Below are 14,392 nucleotides of genomic sequence, written 5' to 3'. Positions count from 1 at the left end.
ATGGCGACCACTACAGACCCCCAGCAGACGCCCTCGGCCGGTTCCCTCGGCGAGCGGCTCCGGGTGCCTTCCCGGTTCCCGTACCGCACCATCGCGATGGGAACCATAGGCAGCACGCTGCTGATGCTGGCGGCGCTCGGCGCCGGTGGCACTCTCGTCCGTGACCCGATCCTGGGGCACGGACCGTTGTCGTGGATCCGCTACGGCCACGGCCGCATCCTCGCCAACGTGGTGCTCTACACGGGCTTCGCGCTGATCATCTGGGCGTGGGTCCGGCTGGGCCGCTACGCGCTCGCGGGCCGGATCGGCAGCCGTCCGATCGTCATCGCCGCCGCCTGCTGGATGGCGCCGCTGCTGGTCTCGCCGCCGCTGTTCACCCGCGACGTCTTCTCCTACCTCGCGCAGGGCGCGCAGCTGCTCAACGGACTGGACCCGTACGCCAACGGCCCGGCCGAGCTGTCCGTGCTGCCGGACGTCGTGCAGAACGTCCATCCGCTGTGGCAGACCACGCCCGCGCCGTACGGCCCGCTGTTCCTTCTGTTCGCGAAGGGGATCGTCGGGGTCACCGGCAACGACATGATCGCCGGTGTCATCGCGACCCGGCTGGTCCTGATGATCGGCCTGGTGGGGATGCTGTGGTCGCTGCCGCGGCTGGTCAAGCATCTCGGCGGCAAGCTCCCGATCACGCTGTGGCTCGCCATCGCCAGCCCGATGACGGTGATCCACCTCGTCGGTGGCCCGCACAACGACCTGCTGATGCTGGGTTTCCTGACTGTGGGCGTGCTGGCCGCGCTGGAGCGCAAGCACGTCGTCGCGATCGTCCTCGTCACCATCGGGATGCTGATCAAGCCCACCGCGGCCCTGGCACTGCCGTTCTTGGTCTGGGTGTGGGCGAACCACCTGCCCGGCGACCGGAAGGTGGCCAGTTTCTTCCGTGCGGGCGCCGCGTCGGTCGGGATCTTCCTGCCGGTGTTCGTCGCGGGCACCTGGCTGTCCCTCGGTTCGGTCAACCTCGGCTGGCTGACCGGTCTCAAGGCGCCGACTCTGATCGCGAACTGGATGAACTTCCCGACCGGGATCGGCGAGATCTTCTACACGCTGGTGAACCTGGTGGTCGACGTCGAGGTCTCGCCGTTCGTCACCGTGTTCCGGGCAATCGCGTGGGTCGGCCTTGCCGTCTTCATCGGCTGGCAGTGGTGGCTCGCCCGTGGCGGCGGCTACCCGGCGATCCACCGGATGGCGATCGTGCTGCTGGCCGGTGCGATCGTCCCGCCGCCCTCGTTGCCGTGGTACCTGACCTGGGGTTTCGTTGTTCTCTCTGCCTTCGAATGGCGCCGCCGGAACCTCGCGGTCGTCGTCGCGGTGTCGGTGTTCGTGACGCTGGTCTACTACCCGACGGGGGAGCAGGCGCTGTACGACTGGTGGTTCATGGCCGGCGTCGTCGCGGCGAGCGTGTACGCGGCCGCTTCGCTGCTGCGGCCGGATCCGCTAGGGATCATCGCCGCTTGGCGGGGGAAGCCGGTGGAGCAGTTCCTGCCCGCGGAGGCTCCTCGCTCGTCCTGAGTTTCAGTACATGAAGGCCCCCTTCTTTGCGCTAGACGGAAGGAAGGGGGCCTTCATGTACTGCGGGGAGGTGCTTGGCTGGGAGGTAGTGAAGGAGGCCTTCACGGACCCTCTGGGGAGGCCGCGCGATCGCGAAGGGCCTTCACGCGGCTGGAGTGAAGGTTGTGACTCCTGAGGCGACCAAGCGGTCCGTGAAGGGGCCCTTCACGGACCCAGAGTCCCTCAAGGAGGCCTTCACGGGATCCCACCAAAGTGTATAACGACCTATACGCCATGGTGTGGGTTTGTTGCCATAAAATAGCAACAACGCCAAAAAAAGCTTAAGAGGCACGCCACCCGCTCCAGGAGTAAACGAGCGTGGTCACCACGGCATGCGGGGGAGGCTGCGCCTCGTACTGCGGATACTTCTCCCGCAGCAGCCGCACCGGTAGCGACTGCTCGTCGGGATCGGTCAGCACCCGGGCGACACCGTCGGCCCGAGCCCACCACAGTCCGGTCCAGTCCTCGTCGTAGTGGTCGGTCAGGAAACTGACCACCGGGTTCTCTGCGATGTTCTTCAGCCGCCGCAACGCCGTCGTGCTCTTGGGCTTGTGGTCGATCGCGAACGCCACCGAGTCGCCTTCGAGTACGAACGTCACCGGCACCAGATGGGGCACGCCGTCCGAACCCGCCGTCGCCAGCCTCGCTATCCGCTCGCCTTCGAACCGTGACCGGGCTTCGGCAGGCGTCATCCGCATGCCGTGACGGTACCTAAGCGCGGCGCACGCGGAGCACGTTGTCCGAACGAGTTCCCTGCTGTCCTTCCGGCCCCGGGAAATCGCGGGTGATCAGATCCTGCCGCTCCACGGTCCACTCACCGTCGGCCAGCGCCAGCGTTTCGAGGACCTCGTCCGGCGTCGGGAAGTGGACGTCCTTGTGCGGCGGCTCTTCCATCCACGTCGGCCAGCCGGCGTGGCCGGCCACCACCAGTGTGCCGCCCGGCGCGACGGCTTCCGCGGCGCGGCGGAGTGCCTTGTCCCGCTCGCCGTCCTCCGCGACGGGGGAGTGGAAGAACTGTGCGGAGACGAGGTCGAAGCGTCCTTCCGGGAACGACTTCGCCAGATCGTGGCGCTCCCAGACGATGCCCTCCACCCCGGCCTCGGCCGCGTGCCCGGCGGCACGCTTGAGGGCGACGTCCGAGATGTCGACGGCGGTGACCCGCCAGCCCTGCTGGGTGAGCCAGATGGCGTCGCCGCCCTCGCCACAGCCGAGGTCGAGCGCCGTCCCCGGCGTGAGCGCGGCGACCTCGTTCACCAGGATCGGGTTCGCCTTCCCGCTCCAGACCTGATCCTTGTCCCGGTAGAAGTCTTCCCAGAACTGCTGTGTGGAATCCATGACCGCAAGATGCCTCCGCCTCGGCCGGTTCCGCAAGTCCTGTTGCTGTTACGGCAAAACCTGGAGGGTTCCCGTGTCGGCGTCGAGGGTGGCCCGCGCGCCGAGGGGGATGGTCGGCGACGCCGGGACATGCCCGACGCCGAAGTCCCAGGCGATCGGCACGCCGAGCGGGCCGAGGCGGTCGAGCATCAGGGCTCGGATCGCCTCCGGATCGCCGCAGGACCTCCACGAACCCAGTACGAAGCCTCGAACGCCGTCGAGCCAGCCGGAACGCAGTAGCTGGGTCAGCATGCGGTCGATCCGGTATGCGCTCTCGGTGACGTCCTCCAGCAGCACGAGCGCGTCACGCGCCGAGCCCTGCTCCGGTGCGCCGAGGCCCGCCGTCAGGAGGGCGAGGTTGCCGCCGATGAGCGTTCCGGTCGCGGTTCCCGGCACCAGTGGGGACGCCGTCGGTGAGGCGATCAGCCGCACGCTCTCCGGCTCGAACAACGACAGCCGCAGGTGTTCGGCGGCCACCGCGTCGAACAGGGTGGTCGCGGGCATGGGGGAGAACAGGGTGTCCAGTCCCAAGTGGACGTTCACCGCCCGGTGCAGCGCGGTGACGTCGCTCGATCCGCCGAACGTCTTGGGCCCGGCCGCCTTCAGTGCCGTCCAGTCGAGCAGGTCGAGCATCCGCTGCGAGCCGTAGCCGCCCCGGGCGGCGAGGACGCAGGTGACCCCCGGGTCCAGCCAAGCGCGGGTGAATTCGGCGGCCCGTGCCTCGTCGGAGGCGGACAGATAACCCGTGGAGGTCGCGCGGACGCAGTCACCGACGTGGACTTCGACGCCCCAGCCGCGGAGCACCGGCAGCGCCTTCTCGACGAGATCCGGCGGGACCGGCCCCGCCGGGGCGACCAAGGCGATCGTGTCGCCCGGCCGCGTTTTCGGTGGCCTCACCGGCTCAGCCGGAGCTTCGGCACGTCGGGTGTCTCGAAGCCGAAGACCTGGCCGTAGAACGACAACTCGGCTTCGAGCGCGGCCACGATCGTCTCGGCTTTCCGGAAACCGTGCTGTTCGCCCTCGAACCTCAGGTAGGCGTGCTGGATGCCGCGTCCTTCCAGCCCGGCCACGAACCGATCCGCCTGCTCGGGCGGGCAGATCTCGTCCTCCAGTCCCTGCAGGAACAGCAGCGGGCCGGCGAGGGTGCCGGCGTTGTTGATCGGCGATCGGTCCCGGTAGCGCTGCTCGGTGTCGGGGAGCGGTCCGATCAGCCCGTCGAGGTAGCGGGACTCGAAGTCGTGCGTCTCGCCGCCGTCGCCGGTCCACTGCGTGAGGTCGAGGATCGGGTACATCACGGTGCCCGCGCGGTAGGTCGTGGTGGTGGTCAGCGAGGCGGCGGAGGTGTATCCGCCCGCGCTGCCGCCGCGGATGGCGAGTCTGTCGCCGTCGACGGTGCCTTCGGCGGCGAGGCCTTCGGCGACGGTGACACAGTCGGCGACGTCGACGACGCCCCACTGTTCCCGCAGCCGTTCGCGATAGGCGCGGCCGTAGCCGGTGGAGCCGCCGTAGTTCACCGTGACGACGGCGATGCCGCGGCTGGTGAAGTAGGCGATCTCGTAGTCGAGCACCGCGCTGTCCCGGCCGGTCGGCCCGCCGTGCGGGTACACGAGCAACGGCGGGAGTTCGCCGTCCGGCGCGGCGAAGTCGGTGTTCGCGGGAAGATAGAGGAAGGCGGGGATCCGGTCGCCGTCGCCGGTTTTGAAGATCCGTTCCACGGGCGTCGACAGGTAGGCGGGTGACGGCGGTTCAGGTGTCGCGGCGAGTTCGGTCACCGTCCCGCCGTCGAGACTTACTTTCACGACGGCGCCTTCGCGCTTCGGTCCCGCCGCGACGCCGACGATACCGCCGTCGTGGACGGCGAAACCGTTGGTGGACCACGCGGTCAGGTCGGCGGCGGCCGCTGTCGGGGTCACTTCCCGCGTCGTTTCGTCGAGGACGGCGAGCCTGCCCGACGCGATGACGGCGAACCTGCCGTCGCCGAGCGGGGTGAACCAGCGCGCGCCGAGTTTCCACTGTGCGCCGCCGATCTCCTGTTCGGCCGGGGCCAGGTTCTCGATGCCGCCGTCGAGTCCGACGCGGTGCAGGTTCCACCAGCCGTCCGGGTCGAGCAACGCCAGCAGGCTGTCCGCCGACTCCCATTCGATCTGGCAGACGGAGATGTCGGCCGCGCCGGCGAGCACGCGGTGTGGCCCGAACGTCCCGTCCTCGTCGAGTTCGGCAACGCACAGTTCGGTTCCGTCCCAAGGCATCGCGGGATGGTTCCAGCCGATCCACGCCGCGCGCGTGCCGTCGGGCGAAAGCTGTGGGGCGGTGAGGAAATGATGGCTCGCCGTCAGGACGCGTTCCGGGCCGCCGTCGAGGGGGACCGCGATGAGATCGCGGGCGATGTCGACGCGCCGGGAGCCGGTGCTGCGCTCGCGGACCAGCCATACTTCGCCGGTGCGGCCGGGGCGTAGGTCGCTGTAGCGGATCTGGTGCCGGGTCGCCGGTTCCGGGGTCAGTGGTGTCGTCTCGCCGGTGGTGAGGTCGCGGCGGTAGACGCGCTGATCCGACCAGTGGGTGAAGACCAGGACGTCACCGAGGACGAGCCAGGGTCGGCCGCCGTATTCGTGGACGCGGTTCCGGGCGCTCCACGGAGCGGGGAGGACGTCTTCGACCGTGCCGTCGGCGCGGGACCGCACGAGGGTCACGCGGCCGCCTTCACCGGTTCTCGCTTCGGCCCACCAGACCTCGTTTTCCACGGTATCGAGCCATTGCGCGCTGACTCCCGAGGCCGCGACAGCGGCGGCCGACAGGGGAGACGTCCAGGTGCCGTAAGGGGCGATCTCAACCACGGTTGAAGACTAGGTTCGGCCCTTTGCCCATGACGGCCCGGGGCGTGGCGGTTTCGCCCTTGGCTGAACCTTGGGGCGGCGGATGCCGATCATGGGGTCGTGGCCTAGTGTCAAAGGTGCCATGTCTCGCGTAATCCACGTCTTCCGCCAGCCCGACCGGTTCGTCGCAGGAACCGTCGGTGAGCCCGGCGACCGCACGTTCTATCTCCAGGCGTCCGAGGACGTCCGCACGATCAGTGTGACGATCGAAAAACAGCAGGTGGTGGTCTTGGCCGAGAGGCTGGGCTCGCTGCTGGAAGAGGTCGTCAGCCGGTTCGGCGCGGACGTACCGGACGACGCGCCCGAAGAGCTCGTCGACGTCGACCCTCTGACCGTTCCGGTCGAGGAGGAGTTCCGCGTCGGCACGATGGGTCTCGGCTGGGACGCCGAGAGCAAGGCCGTCGTCATCGAGCTGCTGGCGATGACGGAGGGCGAGGTGGACGAAACGGTCGTTCTGGACGACACCGAAGAGGGGCCGGACGCCGTGCGCGTCTTCCTGAGTCCTGGCGCGGCGCGCGCGTTCGCGGAACGCGCGGACCGGGTGGTCAACGCCGGCCGCAGGCCGTGCCCGCTGTGCGCGGAACCGCTCGACCCGGCGGGTCACATCTGCCCGCGTCAGAACGGGTACCGGCGCGACGTCGACGTCCTAGAGGATTGACGCGGTGGAGGGGTCTTCGCGGGAGCTGGTGACGCGCGGCAAGATCGACGTCGAAGGCAGGCTCGTCGATGCCTCCAACGTCACGCTCTTCTGCGCGATCGAGCTCGACGGCGTCACCGGGAACGTCGTGTACAAGCCGGTTTCCGGTGAGCGGCCGCTGTGGGACTTCCCGGACGGGACGCTCGCGGGCCGTGAGGTCGCGACGGCCATGGTCGCCGAAGCCTCCGGGTTGGGCGCGATCCCGCCCACGGTGCTGCGCGACGGGCCGTTCGGGCCCGGCATGGTGCAGCTGTGGATCGAGACCGCCGACGAGGAACTCGTCGACGTCCGGTCACCGGAGGGCCTGCCGGAAGACTGGCGTGTCGTGCTGCACGCGCACGACCGTGACGGCGAACCCGCGGTGCTCGCGCACGCGGACCGGCAGGACATGCGGGAGCTGGCCGTGCTCGACATCGTGGTCAACAACACCGACCGCAAGGGCGGCCATGTGCTCGCCGGCGCCGACGGCCGGATCTATGGCGTGGATCACGGGATCTGTCTGCACACCGACCCGAAGCTGCGGACGGTGCTCTGGGGCTGGATCGGTGAGCAGCTGACCGATGCCGAGGTCGGCAAGCTCCGCGGCCTTCGCGAGAAGCTGGACGGGGAGCTCGGGGACGCGCTCGGCGAGCATCTCACCGGTTTCGAGATCCGCGCGCTGGCCGAACGGACCGATCTGCTTTTGGCGGAAGGGGTCTTCCCTGAGCCCGGTGACGACTGGCGGGCCATTCCGTGGCCGCTGTTCTGATCGATGACGAGGCGCGGGCGCGTCTGGTCGCGCGGTTCGGCGAGGACGTCGCGGCGTGGTGTGACGAGCTGCCCGCTCTCGTGGAGCGGCTGGCCGCTCGGTGGGGCCTCACCGTCGTCGACGCGAAACCGGGTAACACGGGCCGGACTCTGATCTGTCGCGGGGACGACGGCCTGACGAAGGTCCTCAAGCTGACCCCGGATCACACGATCGCCGCATCGGAAGCCGCCGCGTTGCGGGCGTGGGAGGGCTGCTCGCGGGTGGTTCAGGTGCTCGACACCGAACTCGCCGCCGGGGCGATCCTGCTGGAGGGCATCGACCCTGGCACGCAGTTGCTTGAGGTGGGGGCGAACGTCCCGTGGGCCGAGGTCGGCGACCTGCTGACCCAGATCCATTCGGTGACCCCGCCGTCGGACTTCCCGCCGCTGGAAGACCGTGTCGTGTTCATGTACCGGCTCGCCGAGCGCGGGCTGCGCGGCTCGGTGGCCGAGGCCACGCTCTCGCTGGAGACCCTCGATCGCGCGCGGCTGCGGGCGCTCGCGCTCGCGACCGGCGGGGGAGGGAACGCGATCGTGCACGGCGACCTGCATCCGGGCAATGTCCTCGACGGCGGCCCCGGGCGGGGAGCGGTCGCGATCGATCCGCGTCCGAGCGTCGGTGACCCGTCCTTCGATCTGGCCGACTGGGTCACGTTGCCGATGCGCGACGGCGGAACGCTCGAGGACGGTTTCGACCTGATCGCGCCGCATCTGCCGGGTTTCGACGCCGGACGAGTGCGCGCGTGGTGTGTCGCCCTCGCGCCGCTGTTCGTGATGCGCCCGCTCGAGCGGGGCGAGCGGACCCCGTTCGTCGACGCGATGCTGTCATTCTGTCGGTGAACCCGAGTCCGCGATCGACGTCGGCAGGGCGGCGGATGACCGCCTGACCGGCGTGGCGGGGAGACGACGGCCCCGGGCACCGATAGCGTCGTCCGCCGTGCGCTCCCATTCGTACGACGACGTGCTGTCCGGCCCGCGTAAGCGGAAGATCCCCGAGGTGCCCGCGGAGCCGGGGCTCGTGGTCGAAGACCCGGCCAGCGGCTACTGCGGTGCCGTGGTGAAGATCGAGTACGGCAATGTCGTCCTCGAAGACCGGCACGGCAAGCACCGGGTCTTCCCGTTGAATCCCGCGGGTTTCCTGCTCGAAGGCAAGCCGGTCACGCTGGTGCCGTCGAAGGCCGCCCCGAAAGCCCCGGCGCGGCGGATCTCCGCGTCCGGGTCGGTCCAGGTGCAGGGTCTGAAGGCGCGGGTCGCCCGCGATTCGCGCATCTGGGTGGAGGGCAAGCACGACGCCGAACTCGTCGAACGGGTCTGGGGCCATGACCTGCGGGTCGAAGGCGTGGTGGTGGAACCACTCGATGGGGTGGATGTGCTGTCCGACCGCATCGACGAGTTCGGTACCGGTGCCGGTCGCCGCCTCGGGGTGCTGGTCGATCACCTGGTCGCGGGCAGCAAGGAGTCCCGGATCGTCGACGCGATCCGCGACGAGAACGTGCTGATCACCGGGCATCCGTACATCGACGTCTGGGAGGCCGTGAAGCCGTCGGTCGTCGGCATCCGTGCCTGGCCGAAGATCCCGCGTGGCACGGAGTGGAAACAGGGCGTCTGTGACGCGCTCGGCTGGGGCGAGCCGTGGGAGGGCTGGCAGCGGGTCCTGGCGGCGGTCGGCAGCTACCGGGATCTGGAAACACCGCTGATCGGAGCGGTGGAACGGCTCATCGACTTCGTCTCGGACCCGGGCGAAGAGTCCTGAATGCCCGGTTTGCGTGAGATCACTCAAGGTCACGCGTCGGTCACGTCGGTTTCGCTTCTTCGGTATGAATCGGCGCGATCTGGGAGCATGAACGCATGACAGGCGCGCTCATCTGGCTGATCGCCGGCATCCTCTTGATCATCGCCGAGCTGCTCTCGGGTGATCTGTTCCTGCTCATGGTCGGGGTCGGAGCCCTGTTCGGGGCGGGCTCGGCCGCCTTGACCGGGAACCCGTTCATCGACGTCGCGGTGTTCGCCGTCGTCTCGGTCGGGATGCTCGTCCTCGTCCGGCCGACCCTCAAACGCCGGTTCCTCGCGGGGCCGGGCATCAAGACCAACACCGACGCGCTGATCGGCGCACGGGCGGTAGTAGTGTCCACAGTGGACGGCGATACCGGTCAGGTGAAGCTGGCCGGTGACGTCTGGTCGGCACGAAGCATGACCGGCGGGGAATCGATCGCCCCGGGGACATCGGTGACGGTCGTCGAGATCTCGGGCGCCACGGCGGTCGTCTCGGCCGAGTTGTGAGCCGGACGGCCGCACCGCAACAGGTTTCTACGTAAGGGGAAGGTAGTTGTCAGAGACAGTGGTGTTCATCGTCGTCGGACTGCTCGCGTTGTTCGTGGTCGTCGTCGTGGTCAAGGCGATCATGGTGGTGCCGCAGGCGCAGTCCGCTGTGATCGAACGGCTGGGCCGGTTCCGGACGGTGGCTTCTCCCGGCCTGACGTTTCTGGTGCCCTTCCTGGACAAGGTCCGGGCGCGGATCGACCTCCGCGAGCAGGTCGTGTCATTCCCGCCGCAGCCCGTGATCACCGAGGACAACCTGACGGTGTCCATCGACACGGTCGTGTACTTCCAGGTCACCGACTCGCGGGCCGCGGTCTACGAGATCTCGAACTACATCGTCGGTGTCGAGCAGCTGACCACGACGACCCTGCGTAACGTCGTCGGTGGCATGAGCCTCGAGCAGACGCTGACCTCGCGCGACTCGATCAACAGCCAGCTGCGTGGTGTGCTCGACGAGGCCACCGGCCGCTGGGGCATCCGCGTCGCCCGGGTCGAGCTGAAGGCGATCGACCCGCCGCCCTCCATCCAGGACTCGATGGAGAAGCAGATGCGCGCCGACCGTGAGAAGCGCGCGATGATCCTGACCGCCGAAGGTCAGCGTGAATCGGCGATCAAGACCGCGGAAGGTCAGAAGCAGAGCCAGATCCTCGCGGCCGAAGGTGCCAAGCAGGCCGCGATCCTGAGCGCGGAGGCCGAGCGGCAGTCGCGCATCCTGCGCGCGCAGGGTGAACGTGCCGCGCGCTACCTGCAGGCGCAGGGTCAGGCGAAGGCCATCGAGAAGGTCTTCGCGGCGATCAAGGCCGGGCGTCCCACGCCCGAGGTCCTGGCGTACCAGTACCTGCAGACCCTGCCGCAGCTGGCGCAGGGCGACGCGAACAAGGTCTGGATGATCCCGAGCGACTACGGCAAGGCCCTGGAGGGCTTCGCCCGCGCGCTCGGCGCCCCCGGTGACGACGGCGTGTTCCGCTACGAGCCGCCGAAGGAGGACCCGGTCGAAAAGCCGGACCTGGAGGACGAAGAGGTCCAGGGCTGGTTCGACACCTCCAGTGACCCGAAGGTCGCCGAGGCCGTGGCGGCCGCGGAAGCCGTGGCGCGCAAGGAGGTTCCGGCGCTGGGTGTCGCGACGCCGCGGCAGGAGCCGCCCGCTCCGCGTCAGGTCCCGAAGGCCGCTCCCGCTCCCGAGCCGGAGGCCGCTCCGGAGCCGCCGCAGGCCCCGCCGCCCACCCGGTTGCCGCAGGCGCAGCCGCCAGCCGGTCCGCAGGGTGGCCCGTACCAGGGTCCGCCGTCGCAGGGGCCGGGCGGTGGCCCGTTCCCGCAGCAGGGCCCGTTCGGTGGTCCGCAGGGTGGTCCGCCGCCGCAGCGCTGAGTCAGTCGAACGAAGAGGGCCGTCCCGTTCGGGGCGGCCCTCTTCGCTTTGTTTCAAGCGACGGCTTCCCTCGCTTATCCATCCGCAGGTCAAGTGGGTGGTGGCCCGCCACTTCTCGACTGTCCACAGAGGACACTTTCGGGGTCGCCCGATATTGAGGGGTGAGGCAAACGTGTCCGGCAGGCCACCTCGTTGCGAAAGCCACTTTCCCAACCTTCAACGTTGCGAAAGTGGCTTTCGCAACACGTCACATTTGCCCGACCCGCGAATCGTTCCCCGGCTTCACTGGACCTCGACCGCGGTCGAGGTCGCAGGGTGGAGGTCATGGACCGATCGATACTCGCGATACAGGATTTCCTCGACGAGCCCCGCCTGCCTGCCAGCGTCGCCACCACCACCGGCCGGGGGAATCCGGCGTTGGCGATGATGTGGTTCGTGGCCGAGGAGAGCCGGCTGTGGTTCCACACCCCGGTGTCCGACGGACGGCCGTCGCCGTTCCTGGCCGCCGCCCGCGACAATCGCGAGGTCGCGGTCATGGTCGCGACCTTCGACCCGCCCGATGACGTCCGCCAGATCAGGATGACCGGCCCGGCGAGACTGGAAGTCAAGGACGTCTCCCGGATCCGTCGCATCTACGAGCGCTACATCCCCACGTGGTCGGAGGAATGGGCGCAGCACGCCGCGTCGCCTGACGCGCGGCTGTGGTCGATGTCCCCCGACCGGGGTATGGCCGTGGCCTACCCCGGTCTCGAGAACCGTCCCGTGTTCCGCTGGACGAACGCGGCGGAAGGACCGTTCAGCTCCTGAGGAACTCGAGCGTCCGGTACTCGTCGACCACCGCGGCGAGCTCGGCGATACGAGCCTGCCCGGCGTCGATGAGCCGTCGCCCCGCGCGTGCCCACTGGTCGAGATCGGGCGACATCGGCGGGATCTCGGCCAGGATCTCCGCGCTTTCGGCGAGGCTGAGCCCGACCCGCTGGGCGGCGACCGCGAGCCGGATCCGGCAGATGGCGTCGATCGTGAACCGGCGTGCGTTGCCCGCCGTCCGCTCCGCGGTGATGACGCGGTAGCGCTCGTAGTACCGGACGGCGTTCGCCGAGACCCCGGCCTCGCTCGCGACCTCGCTGACGGTCAGCCGGGCGTCGAGCGGGGATCGTGTCGACGTCGTCATGTCGCGCTCCCTGCCGTGACGGGTTCCGCTGACGGAGTCCGCAGCCTGACCACCAGGGCGAGCACCATGACCGCGAGGACTCCGACGAGAGTCAGACGATACGCGTCCACGATTTCCCCGGTGAGCGTCGAGCCCGCCGACGGATCGCTCAGCGCGGCGAGGCCCTGCCCCGCGGTGGCGGCCGCGATCAGGCCGGTGAACACCGCGCTCACCACCGCCGTGCCGACCGCGCTCGCGATGGTGCTGGACAAGGGAAGGATCGCGGAGCCGGACGCGAGGTCCGGGCCGTGCAGGTTCCGGCCCGCGCTCACGATGGTGGGCATCATTATCGCCCCCGTGCCCGCCCCCTGGAGCACTCCCAAGATCGCCAGCACCGCGTAGGGGGTGTCCGGTGTGAGGACGAGGATGGTCAGAGCGGTCGAGATGATCGCGAGGCTCAACCCGGTCCCGACGACGATCCGCGGGCCGAAGCGTTCCAGCACACGGGCGGCGAACTGGATCGTGAGGCCCATTCCGATCGTGCCCGGCACCATCATCAACGCGCTGACCATGGCCGAATCGCCGCGCATCACCTGAATGTAGGCGGGCATCAGCAGCATCGAGCCGAAGTACGGCCCGGCGTACAGGACGAGGACCGCGGCGTTGCGCCCGAACGTGCGATCGCGCAGGAGCCGGACGTTCAGCAGCGGCGCGTGATGACGCCACGACCTTCGGATGAACACGGCCATGAGCGCCAGTCCGGCGGCGACGATCGCCGCCCGGACGTCCATACCGACCGTTTCTTCGCTGAATCCGTACGCCACCGCGACCACACCGGGGACGAGCAGCAGTCCGCCGGCGAAATCGATCGGAGCGCGTTGCGCCGACGGCGTATCGGCAGGCACCCAGCGCAGCACACCCGCGACGGCGAGCAGGGCGGGCGGAACGGTGATGAAGAACAGCGCGCGCCACGAGAGGCTGTCCAGCAGGAGCCCGCCGAGCATCGGGCCGAGGATCGGCCCGATCAGCAAGGGCAGACCGGTGATCGTGGTCATCCGGCTGCGGCGTTCCGGGGCCACCGCGCCGAAACCGATGGTCATCCCCAGTGGATTGATGAGGCCACCGGCGAGGCCCTGCACCGCCCGCGCGGCGATCAGCCAGCCCAGATCACCGGCGGCGCCGGCGGCCGCGGAGGTCACCGCGAACACGAGCAGCGCGGCCAGGTACACCCGCCGCGCTCCCCAGCGTTGTGCGAAGGTCGCCGCGAGCGGCATCGCCGCGACCATGCCGAGCGCGTAGGCGGTCGCGATCCACTGGATCGTGGTGAGCGACGCGGAGAAGGTCGTCATGAACCGCGGCAGCGCGACGGCGACGATCGTGGTGTCGAGTACGGCCATCAGCCCGCCGAGCGCGATCACCGAGGCGATGCGCAGTTCTTGTCCGGTCAGGCGGTTCATGCCGCACTCGCCTGAGCCATGACGCGTCCGGCGCGCAGGGTGCGGGCCCACCAGCCCAGTTCGGTCATCGTCGCGGCCAGGGCGCCGCGCTCGCCTTCGGTGCCCTCGTACCCGTTCGGGCCCAGGCGGGTCCACGGAGCGTTCAGCAGCACCGCGTCACGGATCGTGGTGGCCCGCAGTTCGGGGAAGATCAGCCGCAGCTGCTCGATCGCGCGGATACCGCCGGAGCCGGCGCCGTAGCCGACGAACCCGACGGGTTTGTACGCCCACTCGGTGAAGTGCCAGTCGATCGCGTTCTTCAACGCCGCCGGGAAACTGTGGTTGTACTCCGGGGTGACGACGAGGTAGGCGTCGGCCGCGCGCAGCCTGTCGCTGATCACCGTCTCGGTGCCGCCGGGCTGCGTTCCCTGCAAGGGCAGATCGATGTCGGCGAGGTCGATGGGATCGACCTCCAGCCCGTCGATCGCGGCGAGTTCGGTCAGCAGCCAGCCCGTGATGGCGTCGGCGAAGCGTTCGTGCCGGACACTGCCGATGATGACGGCGAGGCGAAGAGGGGGCCGGGTGGTGTTTTCTGTGGTCATGCCGAAGACGCTAAAAGCTCGTCCATAGGCGAACTCAAGCTCTTGCGGCCCTGGTCACGATCGCTGGACCTCAATTTAAGTAGAGGTTGTAGGGGCAGGTGTTGTGGCAAGCTTCGGTCATGGACGACCTCGCCGTTGGAGCGCAGATGTTCCTGTCCGTCGAACATTGACATGTAGGAAAACTCCT

15 protein-coding genes are annotated in these 14,392 nt (G+C 69.0%); 8 read left to right on the top strand and 7 right to left on the bottom strand.

Annotated features, from left to right (window positions below; translation table 11 throughout):
* On the top strand, nt 1-1,563 hold the full coding sequence (mptB, locus tag ACLJQ7_RS04570) for a polyprenol phosphomannose-dependent alpha 1,6 mannosyltransferase MptB (protein WP_410646870.1): 1,563 nt from the start codon (nt 1-3) through the stop codon (nt 1,561-1,563).
* Between the two features lie 320 nt (nt 1,564-1,883).
* Here the strand turns inward: mptB and ACLJQ7_RS04565 are convergent, their stop codons facing one another.
* The 4 genes from ACLJQ7_RS04565 to ACLJQ7_RS04550 are packed head-to-tail and all read right to left on the bottom strand — an operon-like array spanning nt 1,884 to nt 5,810.
* Complete coding sequence (locus tag ACLJQ7_RS04565) at nt 1,884-2,300, bottom strand: TIGR03668 family PPOX class F420-dependent oxidoreductase (protein WP_410646869.1); 417 nt, start codon at nt 2,298-2,300, stop codon at nt 1,884-1,886.
* Nucleotides 2,301-2,313: 13 nt separating this feature from the next.
* A complete protein-coding gene (locus tag ACLJQ7_RS04560; RefSeq protein WP_410646868.1) occupies nt 2,314-2,937 on the bottom strand; it encodes a class I SAM-dependent methyltransferase in 624 nt (207 codons plus the stop codon).
* Nucleotides 2,938-2,985: 48 nt separating this feature from the next.
* On the bottom strand, nt 2,986-3,873 hold the full coding sequence (locus ACLJQ7_RS04555) for an LD-carboxypeptidase (protein ID WP_410646867.1): 888 nt from the start codon (nt 3,871-3,873) through the stop codon (nt 2,986-2,988).
* Nucleotides 3,870-5,810 carry a S9 family peptidase gene (locus tag ACLJQ7_RS04550; RefSeq protein WP_410646866.1) on the bottom strand — a complete coding sequence of 647 codons (1,941 nt, stop codon included), beginning with the start codon at nt 5,808-5,810 and terminating at the stop codon, nt 3,870-3,872. Before ACLJQ7_RS04550 ends, ACLJQ7_RS04555 begins: the two co-directional genes overlap by 4 nt.
* Before the next feature lie 121 nt (nt 5,811-5,931).
* Here ACLJQ7_RS04550 and ACLJQ7_RS04545 point away from each other — a divergent pair, with 121 nt between their 5' ends.
* From ACLJQ7_RS04545 to ACLJQ7_RS04515, 7 genes are all read left to right on the top strand, one after another.
* On the top strand, nt 5,932-6,507 hold the full coding sequence (locus tag ACLJQ7_RS04545) for a DUF3090 domain-containing protein (protein ID WP_410646865.1): 576 nt from the start codon (nt 5,932-5,934) through the stop codon (nt 6,505-6,507).
* A gap of 4 nt (nt 6,508-6,511) precedes the next feature.
* A complete protein-coding gene (locus ACLJQ7_RS04540) occupies nt 6,512-7,294 on the top strand; it encodes an SCO1664 family protein (RefSeq protein ID WP_410646864.1) in 783 nt (260 codons plus the stop codon).
* Nucleotides 7,279-8,172, top strand: a complete 894-nt coding sequence (locus ACLJQ7_RS04535) for an aminoglycoside phosphotransferase family protein (RefSeq protein WP_410646863.1) — start codon at nt 7,279-7,281, stop codon at nt 8,170-8,172. The genes ACLJQ7_RS04540 and ACLJQ7_RS04535 overlap by 16 nt, the downstream gene beginning before the upstream one ends.
* A 97-nt stretch (nt 8,173-8,269) precedes the next feature.
* Nucleotides 8,270-9,085 carry a DUF3097 domain-containing protein gene (locus ACLJQ7_RS04530; RefSeq protein WP_410646862.1) on the top strand — a complete coding sequence of 272 codons (816 nt, stop codon included), beginning with the start codon at nt 8,270-8,272 and terminating at the stop codon, nt 9,083-9,085.
* Between the two features lie 95 nt (nt 9,086-9,180).
* Nucleotides 9,181-9,612, top strand: a complete 432-nt coding sequence (locus ACLJQ7_RS04525) for an NfeD family protein (protein WP_410646861.1) — start codon at nt 9,181-9,183, stop codon at nt 9,610-9,612.
* 58 nt (nt 9,613-9,670) lie between these two features.
* On the top strand, nt 9,671-11,017 hold the full coding sequence (locus tag ACLJQ7_RS04520; RefSeq protein ID WP_410647010.1) for an SPFH domain-containing protein: 1,347 nt from the start codon (nt 9,671-9,673) through the stop codon (nt 11,015-11,017).
* 324 nt (nt 11,018-11,341) lie between these two features.
* A complete protein-coding gene (locus ACLJQ7_RS04515; RefSeq protein ID WP_410646860.1) occupies nt 11,342-11,824 on the top strand; it encodes a pyridoxamine 5'-phosphate oxidase family protein in 483 nt (160 codons plus the stop codon).
* Here the strand turns inward: ACLJQ7_RS04515 and ACLJQ7_RS04510 are convergent.
* Genes ACLJQ7_RS04510 through ACLJQ7_RS04500 form a run of 3 tightly spaced genes read right to left on the bottom strand, consistent with a single transcriptional unit; the run spans nt 11,814 to nt 14,205 of the window.
* Nucleotides 11,814-12,188, bottom strand: coding sequence for a MerR family transcriptional regulator (locus ACLJQ7_RS04510; protein WP_410646859.1), 375 nt, complete (start codon nt 12,186-12,188; stop codon nt 11,814-11,816). The two genes, ACLJQ7_RS04515 and ACLJQ7_RS04510, sit on opposite strands and share 11 nt — an antisense overlap.
* On the bottom strand, nt 12,185-13,624 hold the full coding sequence (locus ACLJQ7_RS04505; RefSeq protein ID WP_410646858.1) for a DHA2 family efflux MFS transporter permease subunit: 1,440 nt from the start codon (nt 13,622-13,624) through the stop codon (nt 12,185-12,187). The genes ACLJQ7_RS04510 and ACLJQ7_RS04505 overlap by 4 nt, the downstream gene beginning before the upstream one ends.
* Nucleotides 13,621-14,205, bottom strand: a complete 585-nt coding sequence (locus tag ACLJQ7_RS04500) for an NADPH-dependent FMN reductase (RefSeq protein ID WP_410646857.1) — start codon at nt 14,203-14,205, stop codon at nt 13,621-13,623. Before ACLJQ7_RS04500 ends, ACLJQ7_RS04505 begins: the two co-directional genes overlap by 4 nt.
* Between the last annotated feature and the right edge of the window lie 187 nt (nt 14,206-14,392).

Origin of the sequence: Amycolatopsis sp. cmx-4-54, assembly GCF_046548895.1 — a bacterium.
Lineage (GTDB): Bacteria > Actinomycetota > Actinomycetes > Mycobacteriales > Pseudonocardiaceae > Amycolatopsis.
The sequence above is the reverse complement of the archived record's forward strand: the minus strand, read 5'-3'. Positions and strand labels throughout refer to the sequence as shown.

Coding starts and splice junctions, on each gene's coding strand:
- mptB (WP_410646870.1), top strand. CDS start 1: ATGGCGACCACTACAGACCCCCAGCAGACGCCCTCGGCCGGTTCCCTC.
- ACLJQ7_RS04565 (WP_410646869.1), bottom strand. CDS start 2,300: ATGCGGATGACGCCTGCCGAAGCCCGGTCACGGTTCGAAGGCGAGCGG.
- ACLJQ7_RS04500 (WP_410646857.1), bottom strand. CDS start 14,205: ATGACCACAGAAAACACCACCCGGCCCCCTCTTCGCCTCGCCGTCATC.
- ACLJQ7_RS04545 (WP_410646865.1), top strand. CDS start 5,932: ATGTCTCGCGTAATCCACGTCTTCCGCCAGCCCGACCGGTTCGTCGCA.
- ACLJQ7_RS04505 (WP_410646858.1), bottom strand. CDS start 13,624: ATGAACCGCCTGACCGGACAAGAACTGCGCATCGCCTCGGTGATCGCG.
- ACLJQ7_RS04515 (WP_410646860.1), top strand. CDS start 11,342: ATGGACCGATCGATACTCGCGATACAGGATTTCCTCGACGAGCCCCGC.
- ACLJQ7_RS04560 (WP_410646868.1), bottom strand. CDS start 2,937: ATGGATTCCACACAGCAGTTCTGGGAAGACTTCTACCGGGACAAGGAT.
- ACLJQ7_RS04510 (WP_410646859.1), bottom strand. CDS start 12,188: ATGACGACGTCGACACGATCCCCGCTCGACGCCCGGCTGACCGTCAGC.
- ACLJQ7_RS04525 (WP_410646861.1), top strand. CDS start 9,181: ATGACAGGCGCGCTCATCTGGCTGATCGCCGGCATCCTCTTGATCATC.